At 53.3% G+C, this 22,348-nt stretch carries 17 protein-coding genes; 14 read left to right on the top strand and 3 right to left on the bottom strand.

What is annotated here, in order from left to right:
• From NST37_RS18435 to NST37_RS18410, 6 genes are all read left to right on the top strand, one after another.
• Positions 1 to 915: an ABC transporter permease gene (locus tag NST37_RS18435; protein WP_171506725.1), complete on the top strand. Its 915-nt coding sequence runs from the start codon at positions 1 to 3 to the stop codon at positions 913 to 915.
• Between the two features lie 37 nt (positions 916 to 952).
• Complete coding sequence (gene menC, locus NST37_RS18430) at positions 953 to 2,068, top strand: o-succinylbenzoate synthase (protein WP_003389090.1); 1,116 nt, start codon at positions 953 to 955, stop codon at positions 2,066 to 2,068.
• Between the two features lie 5 nt (positions 2,069 to 2,073).
• Entirely contained in the window at positions 2,074 to 3,222 is a 1,149-nt protein-coding gene (locus NST37_RS18425; protein ID WP_003389091.1) for a M20 peptidase aminoacylase family protein, read from the top strand.
• A gap of 2 nt (positions 3,223 to 3,224) precedes the next feature.
• Complete coding sequence (locus NST37_RS18420) at positions 3,225 to 4,229, top strand: ABC transporter ATP-binding protein (RefSeq protein WP_003389092.1); 1,005 nt, start codon at positions 3,225 to 3,227, stop codon at positions 4,227 to 4,229.
• Entirely contained in the window at positions 4,201 to 5,172 is a 972-nt protein-coding gene (locus NST37_RS18415) for a dipeptide ABC transporter ATP-binding protein (RefSeq protein WP_024982894.1), read from the top strand. Before NST37_RS18420 ends, NST37_RS18415 begins: the two co-directional genes overlap by 29 nt.
• Positions 5,173 to 6,233: 1,061 nt before the next feature.
• Positions 6,234 to 6,611, top strand: coding sequence for a MaoC family dehydratase N-terminal domain-containing protein (locus NST37_RS18410; RefSeq protein WP_003389097.1), 378 nt, complete (start codon positions 6,234 to 6,236; stop codon positions 6,609 to 6,611).
• A 131-nt stretch (positions 6,612 to 6,742) separates the two neighbouring features.
• On the opposite strand, the gene ilvD is transcribed toward NST37_RS18410, so the two are convergent.
• Positions 6,743 to 8,419, bottom strand: a complete 1,677-nt coding sequence (ilvD, locus tag NST37_RS18405) for a dihydroxy-acid dehydratase (protein ID WP_003389098.1) — start codon at positions 8,417 to 8,419, stop codon at positions 6,743 to 6,745.
• A 228-nt stretch (positions 8,420 to 8,647) separates the two neighbouring features.
• Between ilvD and NST37_RS18400 the strand changes: the two genes are divergently transcribed.
• Positions 8,648 to 9,124: a PaaI family thioesterase gene (locus tag NST37_RS18400; protein WP_003389099.1), complete on the top strand. Its 477-nt coding sequence runs from the start codon at positions 8,648 to 8,650 to the stop codon at positions 9,122 to 9,124.
• A gap of 96 nt (positions 9,125 to 9,220) precedes the next feature.
• Here NST37_RS18400 and NST37_RS18395 read toward each other — a convergent pair whose 3' ends face one another.
• A complete protein-coding gene (locus NST37_RS18395) occupies positions 9,221 to 9,598 on the bottom strand; it encodes a hypothetical protein (protein ID WP_003389100.1) in 378 nt (125 codons plus the stop codon).
• 159 nt (positions 9,599 to 9,757) lie between these two features.
• Here NST37_RS18395 and NST37_RS18390 point away from each other — a divergent pair, with 159 nt between their 5' ends.
• The 3 genes from NST37_RS18390 (at position 9,758) to NST37_RS18380 (ending at position 12,958) form a co-directional block, all read left to right on the top strand.
• Complete coding sequence (locus NST37_RS18390) at positions 9,758 to 10,534, top strand: inositol monophosphatase (RefSeq protein WP_003389101.1); 777 nt, start codon at positions 9,758 to 9,760, stop codon at positions 10,532 to 10,534.
• 93 nt (positions 10,535 to 10,627) lie between these two features.
• Positions 10,628 to 11,392, top strand: a complete 765-nt coding sequence (locus tag NST37_RS18385; protein WP_339185638.1) for an ion transporter — start codon at positions 10,628 to 10,630, stop codon at positions 11,390 to 11,392.
• Positions 11,393 to 11,627: 235 nt separating this feature from the next.
• Positions 11,628 to 12,958, top strand: a protein-coding gene (locus NST37_RS18380) for an IS1182 family transposase (RefSeq protein WP_122958896.1) whose coding sequence is annotated in 2 segments (ribosomal slippage) — positions 11,628 to 12,168 and positions 12,168 to 12,958 — 1,332 coding nt in all. Because the reading frame shifts where the segments join, the coding sequence is not laid out codon by codon here.
• 136 nt (positions 12,959 to 13,094) lie between these two features.
• Here NST37_RS18380 and NST37_RS18375 read toward each other — a convergent pair.
• Positions 13,095 to 14,330: a hypothetical protein gene (locus NST37_RS18375; RefSeq protein ID WP_339185637.1), complete on the bottom strand. Its 1,236-nt coding sequence runs from the start codon at positions 14,328 to 14,330 to the stop codon at positions 13,095 to 13,097.
• A 182-nt stretch (positions 14,331 to 14,512) separates the two neighbouring features.
• Between NST37_RS18375 and NST37_RS18370 the strand changes: the two genes are divergently transcribed.
• The 4 genes from NST37_RS18370 (at position 14,513) to dpaL (ending at position 22,332) form a co-directional block, all read left to right on the top strand.
• Complete coding sequence (locus tag NST37_RS18370; RefSeq protein ID WP_339185636.1) at positions 14,513 to 17,671, top strand: DNA translocase FtsK; 3,159 nt, start codon at positions 14,513 to 14,515, stop codon at positions 17,669 to 17,671.
• Positions 17,672 to 17,804: 133 nt separating this feature from the next.
• Positions 17,805 to 18,200, top strand: coding sequence for a hypothetical protein (locus NST37_RS18365; RefSeq protein WP_003389106.1), 396 nt, complete (start codon positions 17,805 to 17,807; stop codon positions 18,198 to 18,200).
• An 816-nt stretch (positions 18,201 to 19,016) separates the two neighbouring features.
• Positions 19,017 to 20,414 (top strand): aspartate kinase, encoded by a 1,398-nt coding sequence (locus tag NST37_RS18360; protein WP_339185635.1) that lies wholly within the window; start codon positions 19,017 to 19,019, stop codon positions 20,412 to 20,414.
• 658 nt (positions 20,415 to 21,072) lie between these two features.
• Complete coding sequence (gene dpaL / locus NST37_RS18355) at positions 21,073 to 22,332, top strand: diaminopropionate ammonia-lyase (RefSeq protein ID WP_035979046.1); 1,260 nt, start codon at positions 21,073 to 21,075, stop codon at positions 22,330 to 22,332.
• Positions 22,333 to 22,348 lie beyond the last annotated feature (16 nt).

Here is a 22,348-nt window from a genome sequence, read left to right as displayed (position 1 = left end):
ATGAGCAGCGCAGGGTTGCAAACTGCTGCTGAGCCGGTATTGGAATCCCCAAAACCGGCCGTGCCCGAATGGAAGCGGAAGTACCGGAAGTTTGTGAAAAATCCCATCGGCATCATAGGGCTGGTCATGGTTTTGCTGATCACCTTCATTTCGATCGCGGCACCGCTGTTGACCAGCCACGATCCGATCGAAGTCAATCTGGAGGAAAAATTGCAGCCGCCGGTCTGGCAGGAGGGCGGCACGTGGGAGCACTGGCTGGGAACGGATGAGGTCGGGCGCGATGTATGGGCTCGCCTCGTGTACGGTTCGCGCGTATCGTTGTCGGTCGGATTTTTTGCCGTCGTGATTTCCTTGGCACTGGGAACGGCGCTGGGGATTCTGGCCGGATATTTTCGCGGCAAAACGGATTTTGCCATTTCCACCGTAATCGACATCATGATGGCGTTTCCCTTTATTCTCCTGGCGCTGGCGACGATAGCCGTTATGGGTCCGAGTCTTTTGAACATGATTCTCGTCCTCGGCCTGACAGACTGGACGCAGTACGCGCGTCTGGTCAGAGGTGATGTGATCAGTCTGCGGGAGCAGGAGTTCATTCAGGCGGGGTACGCGCTGGGAAGCCGGCACTGGCGGATTATTTGGCGGCATCTTTTGCCCAACTGTCTGCCGTCTGTCATCGTGCTGGCCACATTGGCCATGGCCCGGGCCATCCTGATGGAATCGTCGCTCAGCTTTCTCGGACTCGGTGTCAGCTCCCCTACACCTAGCTGGGGGTTTATGATGAGTACAGGCAGGCCTTATATCGCGACGGCATGGTGGCTGGCGACGCTGCCGGGCATCGCAATCCTGATCACAGTCCTCGGCATCAATTTGGCAGGTGACCGCATTCGCGATATGCTGGATCCGAAGGTCGATTAAACACCAGCAGCATAAAAAGGAAAGGAAGGAATTCCACATGAAAGCTGAAAAGGTTGTTCTCCGCAAAATGAGCATGACGCTGAAATCTCCGTTTCAAACGAGCTTCGGCACGCAGATCGTCCGTGATTTTATTTTGGTTGAGGTGCATACCAAGGATTTCGTCGGGTACGGTGAATGCGTCGTGTCCGGCGAGCCGCTCTACAGTGAAGAGACGGTCGGCACGGCATGGCATATGCTGGAAGACTTTCTCCTCCCGATGCTCTTTGAAAAGGGCGAGATCACCCACCCGGATGAGGTCGGGGCACTGTTTGCTCCGATTCGTCGCAATAATATGGCAAAATCGGCTCTGGATGCCGCCTATTGGGATTTGTACGCAAAAGAACAGGGCATTTCGCTGGCAAAAGCGCTCGGCGGGACAAAAGACAAGATCGACGTCGGCATCAGCCTGGGAATCGAAGCGGACATCAACGATCTTTTCCGCAATGTGGAAAAGTATCTGGAGCTCGGCTATCGCCGGATGAAGATCAAGATCGCTCCGGGCAAGGACGTCCAGGTCATTCGGGCACTGCGCGAGCGCTTCGGCAATATCCCGATGATGGCAGACGCCAACTCCGCGTATACGCTGGAGGACGTGGACATTTTGAAACAGCTTGACGAATTCGACCTGATGATGATCGAGCAGCCGCTGGCTCACGATGACATCATCGACCACGCCACTCTGCAAAAAGCGCTAAAAACGCCGATCTGTCTGGATGAGAGCATTCACTCCTACGACGATGCACGCAAGGCAATCGAGCTGGGCAGCACCCGGATTATCAATATGAAGGTAGGGCGAGTCGGCGGGCTCTCGGAAGCAAAGCGCATCCACGATCTGTGCCAGGAAAAAGGCATCCCGCTGTGGTGCGGGGGCATGCTCGAGTCCGGGATCGGCCGGGCGCACAACATCGCCGTGACGACCTTGCCGAACTTCACGCTTCCCGGAGATACCGCAGGCTCGTCCCGTTACTGGAAGGAGGATATCATTTCTCCAGAGGTGGAGGTGGACGCTGACGGAACGATTGCCGTCCCGGACCTGCCTGGGATCGGCTATACACCGGTGCCGGAATTGATTGAAAAATACACAACAGCCAGCAAGGTTGTGACGAGAGGGTAGGACAAATGAGTGTAAAAGCGGTTTGCGACTATCTGAGAGAGTGTCAGGCTGACATCGTCCGGACATATGAAGAGCTTCACGAGCTGGCCGAGCCGAGCTGGCAGGAAGAGAAAACCTCGCAGTACCTGGCACAGCGGCTGCAGGCGGCCGGGCTGACTGTACGGACGTACCCTGGCCATTTTGGACTGACCGTGGATATTCCGGGCGAGGAAGAGGGAGTCGTCGCGCTGCGGGCTGACATGGATGCGCTTGTGCAGGAAGTGGACGGAGTGGTGCGTCCGAATCACTCCTGCGGACACGACGGACACAGCACAATGGTCCTCTACGCCGCCCTGGCCTTCGCCGCAGCGGGTATACGTCCGAAAAAGACAGTCCGCTTCCTCTTCCAGCCGGCGGAGGAAAAGGTGGGCGGAGCGCTGCAGATGATGAAGGATGGGGCGCTGGAAGGCGTCGAAATGCTGTTTGGCGTCCATGTCCGGCCAGTCATGGAATTGGCCAACGGTACGGCTGCTCCCGCCATTTTGCATGGTGCCAGCGCGTCGATCCACGGCACCATTTCCGGGCTGCAAGCGCACGCTTCACGGCCGGAACGCGGGAAGAACGTCATCGAAACGGCATCTATGCTCGTTCAATCGCTGCAAAACATCCGCCTGGAGGCAGGCTGTCCATTCTCCGTGAAAATGACACAGCTGGCTGCCGGCGGGGATACCTCCAATGTCATTCCGGACAGGGCCACCTTCAAGCTGGATGTGCGGGCGCAGACCAACGAGGGCATGGAGGAGCTGCAGGAAAAGCTGAAGCACACTATGCAGCACGTAGGGAGTCTGATGGGAACCCCGATCGAATGGAGCATTCCCGGTGCGGTTCCAGCCGCAACCTTTAACGAACGTGCAGCAGGAATGATGCGTGAAGCGATCTCGCTCGTATTGGGGGAAGAGAACATTGCCGGACCTTGCGTTTCCCCGGGGGGAGAGGACTTCCACTTTTACACCTACCACAATCCGGGGCTGGCCGGAACGATGCTCGGCCTGGGATGCGGCCTGGCCCCCGGCTTGCACCATCCTGACATGTCCTTTGACACAAAGGCGCTTGTCGCCGGAGCGCAAATATTGGCGACATCGGTGCTGATGGCCGCCAGCGGAAAGGAAGTGTGAACATGCAACCGATCCTTCAGGTAGAAGACTTGCACATCTCCTTTCGGGGAGAAGATGGCGACCTGAACCCGGTGAGCGGCATCGATTTTCGCGTCCATGCGGGAGAGACGCTGGGAATTGTCGGGGAGTCAGGCTGCGGAAAGAGCGTTACTTCTCTGGCGATCATGGGGCTTTTGCCAAAGGGGATCGGCCGGGTCAGCGGAGGGCGCATTTTGTTTCAGGACAAAAGCATTGCGGACATGAGCCAAACCGACCTGCAGAAGCTTCGCGGAAATGAAATTGCGATGATCTTCCAGGAACCGATGACCTCGCTCAATCCGGTGTATACGATCGGCGAACAGCTCGGTGAACAGATCCGTCTGCACCTCGGCCTGGGCAAGCGGGAGGCCCGGGAGAGAGCGATTGAGATGCTCAGAATGGTCGGGATTCCCCGTGCGGAGGAGATCGTGAAGGAATACCCCCATCAGCTGTCCGGGGGGATGAGGCAGCGCGTCATGATCGCCATGGCGATGTCCTGCGATCCGAAGCTGTTGATTGCCGACGAGCCGACGACAGCCCTCGATGTGACGATCCAGGCGCAGATTCTGGACCTGATGCGAGAATTGAAGGAAAAGAGGGGTACCTCGATCATCTTTATTACCCATGACCTCGGGGTAGTCGCGGAGATGTGCGACCGGGTGGTGGTCATGTATGCGGGACAGGTGATCGAGGAGGCTGCTGTCCGGGAGCTGTTCCAAAATCCGCAGCATCCCTACACCAAAGGCTTGATCGCTTCGATCCCGTCGCTCCACCAGCAGCAGCGCCGGCTGAACTCTATCCGCGGGACAGTGCCTCACCCATCGGCCATGCCGGGCGGCTGCCGGTTTGCTCCGCGCTGTGACTATGTTCGCGACGAATGCAGCCGGATTCCTCCGCTTCTTGGCGTGGGGGAAGGACACAAGTGCCGTTGCTGGCTGGTGAAGGAAGGAGGGGAGGAGCATCGTGGAAGCTTTGCTGCAGGTACGTGATTTGAAGAAGTATTTTCCGGTGAAAGGGAAATGGTTTCAGCCGACGACCCACGTCAAGGCAGTAGACGGCGTCACCTTTTCCATACAGAAAGGAGAGACGGTCGGCCTTGTCGGCGAGAGCGGATGCGGCAAGTCGACCACAGGGCGAGCGCTCCTGCACCTGCTGCCTCCGACCGGGGGAGAAGTCATCTATAATGGAAGGAATCTGACCAAGCTGTCCACAAGCGAGCTTCGTGTCCTGCGAAGGGAGCTGCAGATCGTTTTCCAGGACCCGTACGCTTCGCTCGATCCGCGGATGAAGATACGGGACGTCCTGCTCGAGCCGTTGGAGATTCACGGCATCGGAACCAAGCAGGAGCGATTGAAAAAGGTGGAGGAAATCCTGGAGATCGTCGGCCTTGGCGGTCACTATGCCAACCGGTATCCGCACGAATTTTCCGGCGGACAGCGTCAGCGGATCGGAATCGCCCGTTCCCTGATTCTGCGGCCTTCCCTGATCGTCGCCGATGAGCCCGTATCAGCGCTGGACGTCTCCATTCAGTCGCAGATTCTCAATCTGCTGCAGGATTTGCAGGAGCAGTTTGACCTGACGTATCTGTTCATTTCGCATGATCTGAGTGTGGTCAAGCACATTAGCGACCGGGTCGGCGTCATGTACTTGGGCAGGCTGGTGGAGTTCGCTCCAAAGGAATCACTCTATTCGGCTCCTGCTCATCCGTACACGCAGGCATTGCTGTCGGCGGCGCCGGTAGCCAATCCGGATGCCAGGCCCCAGCGGATCATCCTCAAGGGAGATGTGCCCAATCCGGCGAATCCTCCGAGCGGCTGCGCTTTTCATACGCGCTGCCCGCATGTGATGGAGGCGTGCAAAAGTGTCAGGCCTGAGCTGGCGCCGGTCGATGGGCAAGGGCACTGGGTAGCTTGTCATTTGCATCAGCAATAGGCTTGGAACAGTACGCTTTCATGGATAGACACGGGAGAGGGTGCCTCCGTTTTTTAGAGGTGCCCTTTTGTGTTGTGTTCTCTGTTTCCCTTCTTGAGGTTGGTTCTTGGGACTGCTTCTTGGAGGACATCGCTTTTGGGCTTTTCACGCTTTATTGGAAATGCACTTAGGACAGGCTTTGGTGGGGGAGATGAAAAAGGGAGAAAACGCTGCAGGTTCGGTGGGACACTTCTTCGGAGCCAGGTCTGGCCGGCTCCATTCCAAAAGCGGAACCGCGTCCAAAAGCCGCCCATTCATGAAGTACCTCAGAGTTGGACGCTGAAAGCGTGTTCCGCTTTTTCCATTCCGCCTGGGTAGTGTCCCAAAGACCTTCGCATTTTCTCCCTTTTTCATCTCTACAGCTTCAATGGTTGTTCGGGTGTTTCTTTGAGCGAATCAATGAAGTGGAGTAAAATCGTCCTCGCAGCTTTAGACTGTCTTCTGATCCGAAAGCTCTGGAGGGCTCAACCTAAAGAAGGGAGTGCCAAGATGCGGTGCTCTATGCCGCTTCAGTACAATTAATATGCTTCTGGACAATAATGTCTGGGCGTTATTTACATCCCTGGCCTTCCTCAGCTTCTTGTCATTCCTTCCCTCTCTTGCCTTGTAACCCTCCATGACCTTCATGAACATGCCTTCAATCAGTCTTCTTTCAAAAAGCCAGACAAAAGGCAAACAGCAGTAGAGATGAAAAAGCAGAAAAAACACGAAGGTCTTTGGGGCACCAGCCTAGGCGGAATGGAAAAAGCGGAACCGTTTTTAGCGTCCAACTCTGAGACGCCCCTTTGAATCGGCTGCTTTTGGACGCGGTTTCGCTTTTGGAATGCAGCCGGACAGTCATGTCCCGCAGCAGGTGACCCACCGAACCTGTAGCGTTTTTTCTGCTTTTTCATCTCCACCACCAAAGCCCCGGACAACGCTCTTTCCTAACGAGCCAAAAATGAATGAATGTACATTCACCAAAGCTGTGATATATTCAAGGGAGAAAATTTCCTGAAATGTGAAACAGGAGGTTATGAAAAGTGGACGTGAAAGCAGGCGACGTGTTCAGGTGGGAAAGGACGTTTCGTGAAGAGGAGGTTTTGCAGTTCGCGGAGCTGACCGGCGACAAGGGAAGACATCATGTGGAACGTGATGAAAAAGGGCGGCTGATGGTTCACGGTTTTCTTACGGCCAGTATCGGAACAAAGCTCGGCGGAGATATGAACTACATCGCCCGAGAATTGGTCAGCGAGTTTCTGAGGCCTGTCTTTTCAGGAGATACCGTCTCATGTGAAATGACCGTGACCGAGGTAACGCAGCAGGAAGGCTACAAGCAGGTTTCAGTGAAGCTGATCTATCGCAATCAGGACGGAAAGGAAGTATTGACGGGAGCAAGCCGCGGAATTATACGGGACTGACATGCAGCCCCCAAAATCGAATGATCGGGACGGAATAGGCATAGGCATAGGCATAGGCAAAGATTGCCCCCACATACAGCAAAAACAGGCTGAGCGTTGGAAAAGCGCCCAGCCTGTTTTTGGATGATAGGTTAGATCTTCAAAATAGCGCCGTTGCTGGCGTTGGTAACCATCTTGGAGTAGCGAGCCAGATAGCCGGTCTTCACCTTTGGCTCAAATTCGGTCCAGTTGGCCTGACGGCGAGCCAGCTCGTCAGGGGCTACATGCAGTTGGATGGAGCGATCCTCCAGATCGATGCTGATGATGTCGCCGTCCTGGACGAAAGCGATCGGACCGCCCTCCGCTGCTTCCGGAGAGATGTGGCCGATGCTGATTCCGCGGGAGGCGCCGGAGAAACGGCCGTCGGTGACGAGCGCCACTTCCTTGCCCAGTCCCATGCCCACGATCTGGGAGGTAGGGGCGAGCATTTCAGGCATGCCCGGACCGCCTTTTGGCCCTTCGTAACGGATGACAACGACGTGGCCTGGCTTGATCTTGCCTGCAGCGATACCGGCAAGCGCCTCTTCCTGCGAATCAAAGCAGATGGCAGGTCCTTCGTGCCGCTTGATGGACGGATCGACGCCGCCGGTTTTGATGATGGAACCCTGCGGAGCCAGATTACCGAACAGAACAGACAGTCCGCCTGTTTCGCTGTACGGGTTGTCGAGTGTGCGAATGACCTGCGTATCCGTGATTTCCGCGTCAGCGATATTTTCCGCCAGCGTTTTGCCGGTCACGGTGATGCGTTCAGGATGCAGGGCGCCCGCCTTTTTGGACAATTCCTTCAAAATGGCGGAGACACCGCCCGCATTGTGGCAGTCCTCGATGTGGTAGTCGGATGCCGGAGCCAGCTTGCACAGGTACGGGATGCGCTTGGCTACCTCGTTGATCCGCTCCAGCGGATATTCAAAGCCTGCTTCCTGGGCAATCGCCAGCGTATGGAGAACGGTGTTGGTGGAACCGCCCATTGCCATGTCGAGGGCGAATGCGTCATCGATGGCTTCCAGCGTAACGATATCGCGAGGCTTGATGTCGCGAGCGATCAAATCCATCAGTTTTTGGGCCGATGCTTTGACCAGCTCCTTGCGTTCCGGAGAAACGGCGAGAATGGTTCCGTTGCCAGGCAGAGCCAGTCCGAGAGCCTCCGCCAGGCAGTTCATCGAGTTGGCGGTGAACATGCCGGAACAGGAGCCGCAGGATGGACAGCCGAATTGCTCGAGCTCGTCCAACTGTTTATCGTCGATCAGACCGGCCTGGTACGCTCCGACTCCCTCGAACACGGAGGAAAGCGAAATGGACCGGCCGTCGCTTGTTTTTCCGGCTTTCATCGGGCCGCCTGTCACGAAAACAGTAGGAATGTTAACGCGCAGTGCTCCCATGATCATGCCGGGGGTGATTTTGTCACAGTTGGGGATACAGATCATGCCGTCAAACCAGTGAGCGGCCACGACTGTCTCCAGACTGTCGGCGATCAGCTCGCGGCTTGGCAGGGAATAGCGCATCCCGATATGGCCCATGGCGATGCCGTCGTCTACGCCGATTGTATTGAATTCAAACGGCACTCCGCCCGCTGCGCGGACTGCCTCTTTTACGATCTTTCCAAATTCCTGCAGGTGGACGTGACCGGGAATGATGTCGATGTATGAGTTGCAGATCGCGATAAACGGTTTGTCGAAATCCTCGTCTTTTACGCCGGCTGCACGCAGAAGGCTGCGGTGCGGCGCACGGTCAAAGCCTTTTTTGATCATGTCGCTTCGTTGTCTGGCCACTTGAAAAACTCCCTTCCGATTGAAACGATGCCTGTTTATTTTGAACTATCTTATCACTTTTTCATAAATAGAAACAACCGTAAAAGTCTGAACATTTGCTCAGGAAAGAGCTTCTCAAGGCGTCAAAAGCAGCGCCGCTTGCCTGTTCATAACAACGGAACTGGTGAAAAAGAAAGTACTTTGTTCTACAATAAGGTACATGAAATAAATAGAGCTGGAGTGAACAGGATGTGGGAAGAACTAAAAACGATCTGGGAACAGGGAACTGAGGAAGAACGACAAATCCTGGAGCTTGCCGTTCAGGCGATCCGACAGCGCAGGGAGCGGGGAAGCGCGTTTTTGTCCGGCTTTCTCGGATTGAAGGGCGATTTCGTCGACGAGAACACCTATCGCTTTGAACTGCCGTTGACTGTGTTTACGCACAACTCGCTCGGTGTCGTCCACGGCGGGATTTTGGCTACGCTCATCGATTCGGCGATGGGGTCGCTCATTAACCGCTCCCTTCCGCCTGATCAATACGCCGTGACGACTGAACTGAAGACCAATTACCTGCGTCCGGGAAAGGGAGAAAAGCTGCGTGCGGAAGCCAGCTTCATCCATCGCGGACAAACATTGGTGGTCATGGATGGCAGGGTGTACGACGAACGCGATCGGCTGCTGGCTCACGGGACCGGGACGTTCATCGTCCTCAAGCGAAAGAGATAGGCAGTCTGTACACAAAAAAACCTCTATACGCAAATAGCGGATAGAGGCTTTCGGCCGTGCAGCGCAGCTACGTGCACCAGGCGAGGCGCATGTTTTTTACCCAATGGCTATGAGGCCGCTGTATTGGGCAATGTAGTCCAGCATCTTGCGGGAAAGTGGAACGATAAACTCCATGTTCTCCCGTTCGGTAATTCCGGAACGCGTCACAATCCGCGCCCATTTTACGGTGAGCTTGTAGTAGTCCGAGCCAAATTCCGAGCGGATCAGCTCGCTTTTGTGGCGGAAAGTAATCGGCGCGTTGTCAAGCTTTATCGGAACCATGCTGACGATGTCATGCAGGAACAGGTGATACGTCATATGAGGCTTGAAAAACACCAGCTCCTTGCTGGTTACGGAGCAACCCAGACTTTTGTTCAACTGGGTCAGCATCAGTTCGCCTTCCAGATTTTTCAGGCGAATAAAATCGCTGTTCATGTCTTTTCCCCTCCTTTGGCGGAAGCACTTGCCCGGATGCGCTTTTGCAAAGACCGGGCAGCCCCTTCAAAACACGGGTGTCTCCCTATCATAGGGATGAACCGGGTCCGGATGCAAGGGTAATCAATGGATTTACAGAAAAGAAAAGGAGAGACTCCCATGATCGAAATAGCCAAAGAAGCAGCAAAATACGCTGGAACCTATCTGCAGGAACGTTTTTTGCAACAGCTCATCCCCGATGAGGAGCTTCACAACGACGTAAAGCTTCCCGAAGACAAGGAGAGCGAACGACGGATCATTGAGGTTTTGCATAAGCATTTTCCGGACCATACCATTTACTCCGAGGAGATCGGAATGGTCGAACGCAAGGAAGACTATCTCTGGATCGTGGATCCGCTGGACGGTACAAACAACTATTTCATCGGCTATCCGTATTTCTCTATCTCGCTTGCCCTGCAGTACAAAGGTGATGTGATCTTGGGCGTCGTCTACAACCCGGTGGCCGGTCAAATGTTCTGGGCGGAAAAAGGCAAGGGAGCGTTCCTCAACGGGAAGCGGCTGGAAGTGAACAAACGCGATGATTTGACCCGGGCAGTCGGAACGTACATCCGGGGACGCAACTCGGTCACCAAGGAGCAGGAGCTCGAATTCACGCGTCCGTTCGTGCTCAAAACGAAGCGGCTCTTGCGCAACATCGCGCCAGCTCTGGACTGGTGCCTGCTCGCCAACGGGTGGCTGGACTACATCGTGATGCAGCGATCCAGCATCATGGATGTGGCCGCTGGCATTCTGATCGCACAGGAGGCCGGTGCCCTCGTCACAGATTGGAACGGAGAGATCTATCATCATGAAGACTTCGACAAAGAGCGTCTGCCGTCGCTAGTGGCGAGCAATGGCGTACTGCACGAAAAGGTGCGGGAACTGATCTCGGAATAGCAGAAGCGTAACCTTGAAAAGGGAAGCAACGTTGCTTGGCAGCCGGGAGACAGAAAGCGAACGGGCAGGTTAACTGGGTTTGGAGGAGTCCTCTTGTTTTTTCGGGTCATGTATGAAATTTTTGTCATCCTGCTGGTCATCACGTATGCGATTGTCGTCTTCGCCGATCCGGCCAGTCATCCCCGGTTGACCGAGGAGTTTATGAATCAGGCAGACGTCATCCTGATCAGCTTTTTGGCAGCGGAATACGTCATCCGCCTATGGCTGGCCAAAGATAAAAAGAAATTTGTCATCAGCAACTGGTTCGATCTCGTCGCCATGATCCCGCTTGATCATTATTTTTATCTGGCGCGCTTCATGCGTATCCTGCGCCTTGTCAGGATATTGAGAGCTTCTCCTTTTCTCTGGAGCATGCTGAAATCCAAGCCGATGCAGCGGGTGATTGGCGTGGTCACCTTGATCATGCTGTGGAGCTCGGGAGCCATTTACCTGCTGGAGGCCGGCATCAACGAAAATATCGTTCATTTCGGCGATGCTCTTTGGTGGTCCATCGTCACGACGACAACAGTCGGATACGGAGACATCTCGCCCGTTACGACGGGGGGCAGAATCATGGCTACGATATTGATGGTCACCGATATCGGGACTCTTGGCGCTCTGACCGCAAACTTCGCCCATCATTGGACCGAGTTTCAGGAGGGGAAAGGGCAGACGCCGGAGGAACACGCTCATGCGGAAAAGAAGATGCGTGCGCTTCATCAATTGCAGCAAGTCGAGCAGTTGACGCAAAAAGAGTACGAATCGATGATGAAAACGATTGAGGAGTTGTATCGGGAAAGGAACGGGGAAGAACGTTAGTCGGGAAGCAGGCAACGTAATAGCCAGACTGCGGACTTGATCCATCAGGCAAACGGTGGATAAGAAAAAGGCATGGCGCACAGGGCGTCATGCCTCAGGCTGTCGAGAAAGTCGACAGCCATTTTTATTTCCCTGTATTTTATGACGACACCGCGTTAATGCGTTATAATATTCTTGTAATTACATTTACTGGCGGGTGATTATTGTGCTTTCCTCTAATGAAAAAAAGCAACAAATGCAATATGAATTTGTATGCCTTGATGAGTTGGTCCCGGAGGACCATTTGCTACGAGTTATTCAAAAGCATGTAGACTTCTCTTTCATCCGAGAAAAAGTACGCCAATACTATTGTGAAGATAACGGTAGACCAGCCATTGATCCGGTGGTTTTATTTAAAATGATTTTCATTGGATACCTTTACGGTATCCGGTCAGAAAGACAACTCGAAAAGGAAATTCAGACGAATATCGCTTACCGCTGGTTTCTTGGCCTTTCACTAACAGATCGAGTTCCAGACCACACTACCATCAGTTGGAATCGTCGAACTCGTTTTAAAAACACAAATGTTTTCCAAGAGATTTTTGATGAAATCGTTCGCCTTGCTATCCAACATCGCATGGTTGGCGGACGTGTTTTGATAAGTGATTCCACTCATCTGAAAGCAAATGCGAACAAACGTAAATTTAAGAAGCATGTTATTGAAAAATCTAGTCGAGCCTACCTTAGTGATTTAGAAGCAGCCATTAATGAAGACCGTGAAGCACACGGAAAAAAGGATTGAAGCCTAGAGAGGATGTGAAGGAAGAAAAGGAAATCAAGGTGAGTACTACTGATCCGGACAGTGGTTACATGGTTCGTGACGGAAAGCCTGAAGGCTTTTTCTATCTCGATCATCGGACAGTCGATCATAAGTACAATATCATAACTGATGTACACGTGACTGCGGGTAACGTTCATGATTCTGTTCCTTATGTAGATCGGCTACAACACCAAATTGAGAAGTTTGGGTTTACAGATACCATTGAAGCCGTTGCATTGGATGCTGGCTATTTAACTACTCCAATCTGCAAGGCTCTGCACGATCTAAATATCTTTGCCGTCATTGGCCATCGAGCTTTTTCACCTGTTAAAGGCCTTATCGCCAAATGGCGGTTTAAATATGATCCCGAAAAGAATGTCTATATTTGCCCCCAAAAACATGAGCTTGCTTATTCGACAACTGACCGTAACGGATACAGAATGTATAAGTCAAATAAAGAAATATGTAAGGCATGTCCGATGCTCACTATGTGTACACGGTCAAAAAATCACCAAAAGGTGATAACCAGGCATGTATGGGAAGAGAGTAAAGAATGGGTTCGACAGAACCGCTTAAGTAAGTCAGGAAAATACCTATACAGGTTGAGATACCAAACGATAGAGCGAAGTTTTGCAGATGCCAAAGAACTGCATGGACTTCGCTATTGTAGGTTGCGCGGACGTGAAAATGTCCAAGAGCAAGCGTTGCTGACAGCAACCGTTCAAAATATAAAAAAGATAGCACTCCACCTTGCAAAGGCATGTTAGGTGTGGTGCTATCTAAGACTTCCAGCACTTCGTGCTCAATTTTATTGTTATGAAAGAAGAAACTCCAACATATTGTGGGGTTTCTCGACAGCCTGAGGCATGGCGCACAGGGCGTCATGCCTTTTCTTCATGTAGCTTATTCTACAACTGCTTCTACAGCATCCATTTCCCAGCTTGGCTCAGTGGAGAGCGTTTCAGCAAAGGAGCGGAAGAAGCCTTTTTTGTCAAAAGCTTCGATTGCTTTCGGATCTTTCTTCAGATCTTCTACAGTCAAAGAAGCGTCTTTTCCAGGGATGTCATACTTGGTCGCTTTGCCGAAGTTATACGATACGCTTTCTGCTTCCAGACCGACAGTCAACGGCTTTTGAGTTTTGTCAACCGCGAACGTTACGTTCAAAGCGCTCTTTTGGCGAATAGGCAGTTTTGCCTTGTCGATGTTGAAGTCCAGGGTCCAGTTCACACCGTGGAAGCCTTCTTCCTTCAGCAGCTCGACGACTTTTTCAGGCGTATAGACTTTGCCCTCTGTTTCCAGCCATTGTTTCGCAGAAGCAATGCCAGCTGTTACCGCTGCTTCGGCAGTAGCGCGCTTCTCGGCTTCTGTCGTTTTCTTCGCGTCAGGAGTCATTTCTTCCTCCAGTTGTTGAGTCAAAACCATGAAGTCGACAGCGAACGCTTTTACGTCTTGGTTGGCAACAGCGTCATTTGCTGTGTAGTAGAACATTTGAATCAGTTCTTTTGTGTCCAGAGTGATGGCGATGTGTGTCGTTTCCACTTTCTCGCCGTTAGGCAGTGTGACGGTTTCTTTGCCCAGGTCTTTCACATTGGACAGCTTGTAACCGTATTTGGAGATGTACTTCTTCATGAAGTCCATCGTCAGCTTGTTCATTTTGTCCTGATAGTCTTTCAATTTCGCTGGATCGATGGCTGTTTCGCCAGCCGCGCCGAGTCCGGTCGAGTTGTCGATTTTCAAGTATTTTTTATCCAACGAAGATTTTGCATACAAATCGCTTCCGCTTACGATCAGCTCCACGCCAGCTTTTTTATCGCCAGCCCAAACGCCTTTGTCCCGCAGCAGCTTGTCGTCGTTTACTACGACGTCCATCTTCGCGTTCTGAAGATCGAGCTGGGAACCTTTTACGGTTACTCCTGCTTTCAGTGCATTCAGTACGGCGATGCTTTCAGAGTCCGCTGGTTCGCCCAGGGCTGCTGGCAGCTTGTCTACGTCACCAACCAGTTTGAGTGAACCCTGGTAGTCATAGTTGGGTTTATCGAGCGATGTAACCACGGCGTCCCGCACTAATGACGCTTGACCTGAACAGCCTGTGAGAACAAGTCCCAAAGCAAGCAGCAGGGCACTCCCCTTTTTCCACATGAAGTGTTCCTCCTCTATACATTCATTTCAATTTCCACATCTTGTATTACGCATGAGTTGGTAAAAGGTTTCTCATTATCTAAAAAAAACACAAGAGAGCAAAAACAACGGGGGGTTTCGTGGTAAGATTGTAGAAAGCGAAAGGTTATGCTAAGAGGTTATGCAAGAAAGGACGTTGCAACATGTGGTCGTGGCTTCACAAGCTGATGAGTTTTATTCGCGGGGACGAAAGTGAACAGCAGGAACAAGGGCATACAGAACAATACGTTCGTTCAACAGGAGTGTCTGGCGGCAAAGTGCAGGCAAGAACGCGGAGCATTTACCCCAGAGAGCGGGAAGTCGAAGAGACGGACGAGCCGTTCCGCAGAAGGAAACAGCGACAATTTAAATTTCCGGTCATACCTGATGAAAAACAGACTGAAAAACGGACAGAACAGGCTCCGCCGACAGAAAATCCGGCAGATGCCGTGGCGAAAAGAAGGGCTGAGAGAGTGCGCGCGACTGCGGGAAAAGGTGAATCGGAGCGGCGGCGTGCAACAACAGCTGACAGCAATGAACAGAGCAGACAGCCAGAAGAAGCCGTCGATACGGCAAACCGGATCGTCCAGCCTTTAGAGACCAAGCGCCCCTATAAACCTTCAGAGGTCATTTCACCTGTGTTTGGAAAGGTGACTGCTGAGACAGAGGACGCTGATCATCGGATACATACGACAGCCGGAGTCCATTCTTCCCGGGAGCTGATCAATGAACAACAGGCGAGGATACGGGAGCTGACTTCCTTAAGCCACGCGGAAAGTGAAGAAGCGGATCACCGATCGGAAGCATCTTCAGACCTTGTACTGGAGATGAACAGCGAGCCGGTGGTACAGCTTCCTGAAAATGAAAAGACCGAAACGGTAGTGAGCGAAGCCGCAGATATTCGGGTGGAAGACGGCATGCAAGAGGAAGAATCGTTTGCTCACAGCGTCCATAACCGGGCGCAAGCGCCGCACTTTTTGGACGTTGACAACGCTGGAGGTCAACCTGCCGATCCAGCAGCCTCCGGCCACATGCAGCCGGCAAGCACTGGTCAGCCGGGAGAAGAGTATAGCGTGACTGTTGGCGAGATGCTTGAAGCAGCAGCTGCACTGGACGAGGCGGAATTTGATTCAGGCGAAGCCGAGGATAATGGCGTGCGGGCTGCAGTTGATTCAGATGCGGAAGGATTTGCTGAAAAGCTGACCGCAGAAGAGCCAGTGGCGGAGGAGCCGGTTGGAAAGTTGACTGTGGAGGAGCCAGTGGCGGAGGAGCCGGTTGGAAAGTTGACTGTGCAGGAGCCAGTGGCGGAAGAACCGGCTGAAAAGCAGACCTCAGAGGAGCCAGCGGCAGAAGGATCGATTGAACCAGCCGCAGTAGAACCAGCCTCGAAGCAATCGGGAGAAGAACAGCCGATTGTCTCTGTATCGAATGCCGGCATGCCGTTTATCGGGAAAGAGACCAACGCGGAACAGAAGGAAGCGGAACAGCCTGTAGAGGAGCAGACTGCGCAGGAGATGAGCGCTTCTCCCCGGGCAACGATTCAGCCGGGTCTGGAAGGCAGCCGTTCCCAGGAGAAGCGGGAAGAGATCGGCTCCGCAAAAGACGAGTCTGTGAACAGTTCTTCGCAAAGCGTTCCGCCGCATTCCTTTGCGAATCCAGCCAACAATTTGCAAGGGGTCGCGCCAATTGCTTCAGCAGCCGAGGTGGCGGCCAGTCTGGCTGCATACGCTGCGGAAAAAAGCGAGCCGTCATCCGCACCGCAGAAAGAGACAAACGAAGCAAATCCACAGCAGCGGCAAGCTGCCGATGTCACCCCACAGCAGGGGCAAGTTGCCGTCGTCAACCCACTACAGCGGCAAGCTGAAGTCGTCAACCAACAACCGGCTCCGCAACCGGACGAGCAACCGTTATTGCCGTATGCGAGTCCGTCCCTTGAGCTGCTTGCCCCATCGCCAGAGCAGGATGACGACGACGACGAGCATACGCAGATACAGAAGCTGCTGCTGGAAGAGACGCTGAGCAACTTCAACGTAAACGCGCAGGTCGTCGGCATCGTGAAGGGGCCTTCGGTGACCCGTTTTGAAATACAGCCTGCGCCAGGGGTGAAGGTGAACAAGATCACCAGTTTGATCGACGACATCAAGCTCAATCTCGCTGCCAAAGATATTCGGATCGAAGCCCCGATCCCGGGACGCAACGCTGTCGGGATCGAGGTCCCCAACCTGAAAAGCCAGCCGGTGCTGATCAGCCGCATTATCGGGTCCGAAAAATTTTTGCAGCATTCTTCTCCGCTGGCTGTTGCCCTGGGGATGGACATCGGCGGAGAGCCGATCGTCGCGGACATCAAAAAAATGCCGCATGGCTTGATAGCGGGCTCGACCGGTTCAGGAAAGAGCGTCTGCATCAACTCGATCATTGTCAGCCTGCTGTATAAGGCGACGCCGGAGCAGGTGCGCCTGCTGTTGATCGACCCGAAAATGGTCGAGCTGGCTCCGTACAATCATTTGCCCCATCTGGTTACGCCGGTGGTAACCGATGCGAAGCAGGCGACGGCCGCTCTCAAATGGGCGGTAGAGGAAATGGAAAAACGGTATGCGCTGTTTGTGGACGCGGGAGTGCGCGATATTGACCGCTACAACCAAACGACGGATCAGCAGCTGCCGTATATCGTTATTGTCATCGACGAGTTGGCCGATCTGATGATGGTTTCTCCGCAGGATGTAGAAGACTGCATCATCCGTATCGCACAAAAAGCGCGGGCATGCGGCATTCATCTGCTTTTGGCGACACAGCGCCCCTCTGTTGATGTCATCACCGGGAACATCAAGGCAAACGTCCCTACGCGTCTGGCCTTTGCCGTCTTTTCTCAGGTGGACTCCCGGACGATTCTGGACCAATCGGGTGCGGAGCGCCTGCTCGGACGGGGCGACATGCTCTTTTTGGAAAGCGGAACGACACCGATTCGCCTGCAAGGAAACTATGTGACGGACGAAGAGATCGAGGCCGTCACCCAAGCGATCAAAAGGCAGCGAAAACCGGCGTATCTGTTTAGCAAAGAGGATTTGGAGCAGCAGGTACAATCATTCGACATGGGGGACGACCCGTTGTACCACGAGGCACTGCTGTATGTGGCCGATCAGGGGCAGGCGTCCGCTTCCGCCCTGCAGCGCCGTTTCCGCGTAGGCTACAACCGGGCGGCTCGTCTGATCGAAATGATGGAAGCCGACGGCTATGTAGCCGGACAGAGCGGCGGAAAGCCTCGCGCTGTGTTGATCACGCGTGAAGACGCTGAAGCGTTGACGGAAGGGACATCGCTGTTTTAGCAAGTTCATCAGGGGGCCTGGTGGCCGGGATGTTATTCTCGGTAACAGGCCGTCTTTTTTTATTGCATGGTTGCTCAAAGCGATTGTTCGTTGTATTCTGAAAAGTATGAGAAAAGGAGAGGCGGGGATTGCGATGGATTTGGTCCAGAAAAAATATCAACGCATGGATGAGCATACCGTTCTGTTTAACGAGGAGTATTACCTCCGCGTCATGAAGCTGTCCATAGACGGTCTGGATGCTGCTGCGAGAGAGGAGCTGTTTACGCATCTCTACTCCTTCGAAAGTGCTGACATCGAGCTGGAAATCGATATTTCGGAGGAGGAGCAGGGCAAGTGGTACTTGCAGCTTCTCGTCCCGCATGTCCTCACCTTGCCAGAGGCGGCAAACAAGCGCTTGACGCGGGGAGAGGAACAACTTGGCGAGCATCTGTCTGGACAATCTCAGGCGGCTTTCACTTTTCGTCTGGCAGAGGAGGAGCTGTATCATTACGTGAAGAGGTACAATCCGAATCTGAATGTGACCGCATGACCTGCATGATCTGATGTGGCACAGCTTTTTAACTTGTTTGGGGCTAAGTCCTTGGGGGCTTGCCCCTTTTTTGTTTTGAGAACGGGGCCAGGGCGGGAAAAGCGTGTTTCTCTGCTTGGCTCCGGGATCCGTCTGCATAAGAAGTGTGAACAGTCCGCTCCGGAGCGTTTCGCGGGGGGAGCTGCCGGCTTGTATGTACAAAGTGGAAAAGGAGCTGCTAGTCTTGCGCAGCTCCTTCGTTGTTTATGAAACACTTCTTTTTCCTAGGAAGCAAAAGTGATCATTTAACTACAATAAATTCTTCATGATTGAAAATCATTGTAGTTGCTGTACGTCCTTCCGCTGTAGTGCCTGACAGGGCTATTACAACGCTTTTCTCATTTTTACTCGTATCCCCCTCCATAACAACACGGAGCATGTTATTGCCGCGGAAGGTATTCGGTCCGGAACGCACTCTTAGAAATGCACAGTTTCCTGCGGGTATGGTAACCGTTCTGCGGAAAATTCTAATCTCTGGGGGGGAGATGGGTATGATTGTCTCTCTCGACAAACATGAACCGATATATTTACAGCTGAACTAATGTTCGAAATGTTTTTTAGCCCGATTTGTAGAAACTTTATTACCCCCCTGCTATTCCGACGGCCGCGGCCCATATCGCGGATCATACAGGCTCTCCACCCCTTTCGCGAAGACTGTTCTTTGTGAAAGGGGTTTCTTTATGTCCTTCTGAAATGCACACTTGTCTTTATGGGGTAAATAATTTAACCTATACTCATGCAGTTTGTGATCGTTATACACAGATGGAGGAGTCGGAGATGAAAGTTGCCAAATTTGGCGGGACCTCACTGGCGAGCGCCGCACAGATAAAAAAAGTATGCGAGATTGTCAAGTCGGATGAAGCGAGAAAGCTCGTCGTCGTTTCAGCACCCGGAAAACGGTACAAGGAAGATACGAAGGTTACCGATCTTCTCATCCGGTACGCGGAAGCGCGTCTGCAAGGCCAGCCCGCCGAAGAAGTTCAAAGCCGGATCATCGGCAGATATCAAGACATTATCCGGGAACTGGGCTTGCCTGTCGAGGCGGCGGAAGAGATCGCCGCACAGCTGAAAGAGGCGCTGCACTACATACCTGCCGAAGATCCCGGCCGGTTCATGGACAGGGTAAAAGCGGCGGGAGAGGATACGTGCGCCAAGCTGGTAGCCCGTTACCTGCAAAGCCAGGGCAGGGAGGCTGTCTATGTAAACCCCAAGGATGCCGGTCTGGTCGTGACTGGAGAGCCGGGGAACGCTCATGTATTGCCTGAAGCGTATGAAAAGCTGCGCAATTTGAAAAGCCAGTCCGGGATCGTGATTTTTCCGGGGTTTTTCGGATTTACGCCGGAGGGCGAGCTGGTCACCTTCTCCAGGGGAGGCTCCGATATTACTGGCTCCATTCTGGCTGCAGCCGTGCAAGCGGAGCTGTATGAGAACTTTACCGATGTCGACTCGGTGTATGTCGTGAACCCGAGTCTTGTTGAAAAACCGAAGGAAATCCAGGTCATCACCTATCGGGAGATGCGAGAGCTCTCCTATTCGGGCTTTTCCGTCTTTCACGAGGAAGCTTTGTATCCGGCGTATCAGGCGGGTATCCCCGTCTGCATCAAAAATACGAATAATCCGCAGGCACCAGGCACCATGATCGTCTCAGAGAGACCGTTCCACGAAAATCGGGTATCCGGAATCGCGGCTGACAAAGGCTTTTGCAGTATTTATGTGAGCAAGTATTTGCTCAACAAAGAGATCGGCTTTGGCCGCAGGCTGCTGCAAATCTTTGAGGAAGAGGGTCTCTCGTACGAGCATACGCCGTCGGGGATTGACAATATCTCTGTCATTTTGCGGGAAAAGGATTTTACCCCGCAAATCGAACAGCGGGTAGTGAACAGATTGAAACAGGAGCTTCAGGCCGAAGACATCATCGTCGAGAGAGGCCTTTCACTCGTCATGATCGTCGGCGAAGGCATGCGCCGTTCCGTGGGTACTTCGGCGCGAGCAACATCCGCTCTCGCCAGAGCCAAGGTCAATCTGGAGATGATCAACCAAGGCTCCTCCGAGGTCAGCATGATGTTCGGCGTAAAAGAGGTAGATGCGGACAGGGCCGTGATCGCGCTGTATGAGGAGTTTTTTGCCCAGTCCGAAGAGGCATTGGCAGACATGGCCGTGACGCTGAAAGCTTGAGCAAGGACGTTTGCAGAAACGAGCCAGGCCATACAGTCGATTTGTTCAAGGTCGTCCGAAAATAAATAACAAGCCCCCCCTTCAGAAACTGATGAGAATCGAATCGGAGGGGGGGTTTTCTGTCCAGGACAAAAGAAACGGGATGGGAAAAAAGTATCGGTCAAGTTTTCCTCCTTCCCGCCATACGATTGTACTAACTATATAAATGGTCTAGTGTCGATAGGTGTAAGTACGAAGGCGGAGCGGCGATAGAGCTCACCAGTTCCCTGCTAAACGATCGGGACAAGACGGAGGTAGATCCATTTGCATACAAGGCGACAACCGCCAGATTTGGCCCGCAGTCTCTCAGTTACGTGATCATCGCCGAGCAGGAGCAAAAGCGGATCGCGGAGCTTTTGCGGCAGGCTGTGACCACCAAAAGCGAAAAGTCTCAAAAAGAGACGAAAGAATCAAAATGAGTCAAATATAGTATCGTTTTGATTCTTGTACGAAAAATGAAACCGTTCACTGCCTCCCCTCATCCATGGCATGAGAGTTGCACAGAAATAAGCTCTGAATAGTCGATTCAGAGTATCGAATCAGAGCATCGATTCCAACCAATCGACTCAGCAGCAATGGAGCATTCCTTTATTGCGGGCAAACAAGGAGGAGAGAAATCATGTCAATGGAAACGGGTATTCGCTATTTTCTTCAAGAAACAGGGAACCAAACGATAGGCCGACCGCGAGAAGCGGCGACATTTTTGGATGAGGCCAAAACGCAGGAGGTCATCCGGTTCCACCGCTCCATTCACGGCTACAAGCCTGCTCCGCTTCATTTCCTGAAACACCTGGCTGAGCGTCTCGGCGTGAGAGCCATTTTTATCAAAGACGAATCCTACCGCTTTGGCCTGAACGCCTTTAAGGTGCTCGGAGCCACTTATGCGATCGGCAGACATTTGAGCGCCCGGTTGGGGATTTCGGTCGAAGAGGCGAGCTTCGAGCTGCTTCGTTCGGCTGAGGCAAAGCAAAAGCTCGGAGCCGTAACGTTCGTCACTGCGACCGATGGGAATCACGGCAGAGCGGTCGCCTGGGCAGCGCAGCAGTTGGGACAAAAGGCAGTCGTCTTTCTGCCAAAGGGATCGGCAGAGCAGCGGGTGGAAGCGATTCGGCAGACAGGAGCCGAGGCGCATGTGACAGATGGCAATTACGACGAAGCTGTCCGCTTGTCGAGAAAAATGGCCGAGGAAAACGGCTGGCAGGTCGTCCAGGATACCGCATGGGAAGGCTATACGGACATCCCGCGATGGATTATGCAGGGCTATACGACGATGGCCAGGGAAGCGCTGGAACAACTCGAGGAGTCCGGAGAGCCTGTGCCGACACATGTTTTTCTGCAGGCGGGGGTTGGCTCGATGGCTGCAGCCGTGCATGGCTATCTGCAAAGCTGTTTGGGAGATCGGAGGCCGGCCACCATCATTGTCGAGCCTCATACGGCAAATTGCTTGTACCAGTCGGCACAGATAGGCGACGGTGCTCCGCATACGGTAGACGGTGATCTGGAGACGATTATGGCCGGGCTTGCTTGCGGAGAACCGAACCCGATCGCCTGGGAGATTTTGCGCGATCATGCCGCAGCTTTCGTGAGCTGTCCCGATTGGGTAGCGGCGACCGGGATGCGAATGCTGGCAGCTCCCCCGGGAGATGACCCCCGCATCATTAGCGGTGAGAGTGGAGCGGTAGGACTCGGCTTGCTTGCGGAAATCATGCGGTCAGGTGAGCTCTCTGCGCTGCGGGAACATCTCGGGCTGGGCAAAGACTCGGTGATCCTGCTCTTCAGTACCGAGGGAAATACGGATGCGAAACAGTACGAAGACGTCGTATGGGGCGGAAAGTATCCACTTGTTCCAGATCCTTCTTGTGCCTCCCGCCAGCTATAATGGAGGGAGACGGAAA

The sequence above is a fragment of the Brevibacillus sp. FSL K6-6036 genome, assembly GCF_037964015.1.
GTDB classification, from domain to species: Bacteria; Bacillota; Bacilli; order Brevibacillales; family Brevibacillaceae; genus Brevibacillus; species Brevibacillus borstelensis.
Note: the sequence above shows the minus strand (reverse complement) of the source record. Positions and strands in the feature narration are given on the sequence as shown.

What these genes read in the sequence shown, in the direction of transcription:
- NST37_RS18435 (WP_171506725.1), top strand. Translation starts at nt 1, where the DNA reads ATGAGCAGCGCAGGGTTGCAAACTGCTGCTGAGCCGGTATTGGAATCC.
- menC (WP_003389090.1), top strand. Translation starts at nt 953, where the DNA reads ATGAAAGCTGAAAAGGTTGTTCTCCGCAAAATGAGCATGACGCTGAAA.
- NST37_RS18425 (WP_003389091.1), top strand. Translation starts at nt 2,074, where the DNA reads ATGAGTGTAAAAGCGGTTTGCGACTATCTGAGAGAGTGTCAGGCTGAC.
- NST37_RS18420 (WP_003389092.1), top strand. Translation starts at nt 3,225, where the DNA reads ATGCAACCGATCCTTCAGGTAGAAGACTTGCACATCTCCTTTCGGGGA.
- NST37_RS18400 (WP_003389099.1), top strand. Translation starts at nt 8,648, where the DNA reads ATGTGGGAAGAACTAAAAACGATCTGGGAACAGGGAACTGAGGAAGAA.
- NST37_RS18395 (WP_003389100.1), bottom strand. Translation starts at nt 9,598, where the DNA reads ATGAACAGCGATTTTATTCGCCTGAAAAATCTGGAAGGCGAACTGATG.
- NST37_RS18390 (WP_003389101.1), top strand. Translation starts at nt 9,758, where the DNA reads ATGATCGAAATAGCCAAAGAAGCAGCAAAATACGCTGGAACCTATCTG.
- NST37_RS18375 (WP_339185637.1), bottom strand. Translation starts at nt 14,330, where the DNA reads ATGTGGAAAAAGGGGAGTGCCCTGCTGCTTGCTTTGGGACTTGTTCTC.
- NST37_RS18370 (WP_339185636.1), top strand. Translation starts at nt 14,513, where the DNA reads ATGTGGTCGTGGCTTCACAAGCTGATGAGTTTTATTCGCGGGGACGAA.
- NST37_RS18365 (WP_003389106.1), top strand. Translation starts at nt 17,805, where the DNA reads ATGGATTTGGTCCAGAAAAAATATCAACGCATGGATGAGCATACCGTT.
- NST37_RS18360 (WP_339185635.1), top strand. Translation starts at nt 19,017, where the DNA reads ATGAAAGTTGCCAAATTTGGCGGGACCTCACTGGCGAGCGCCGCACAG.
- dpaL (WP_035979046.1), top strand. Translation starts at nt 21,073, where the DNA reads ATGTCAATGGAAACGGGTATTCGCTATTTTCTTCAAGAAACAGGGAAC.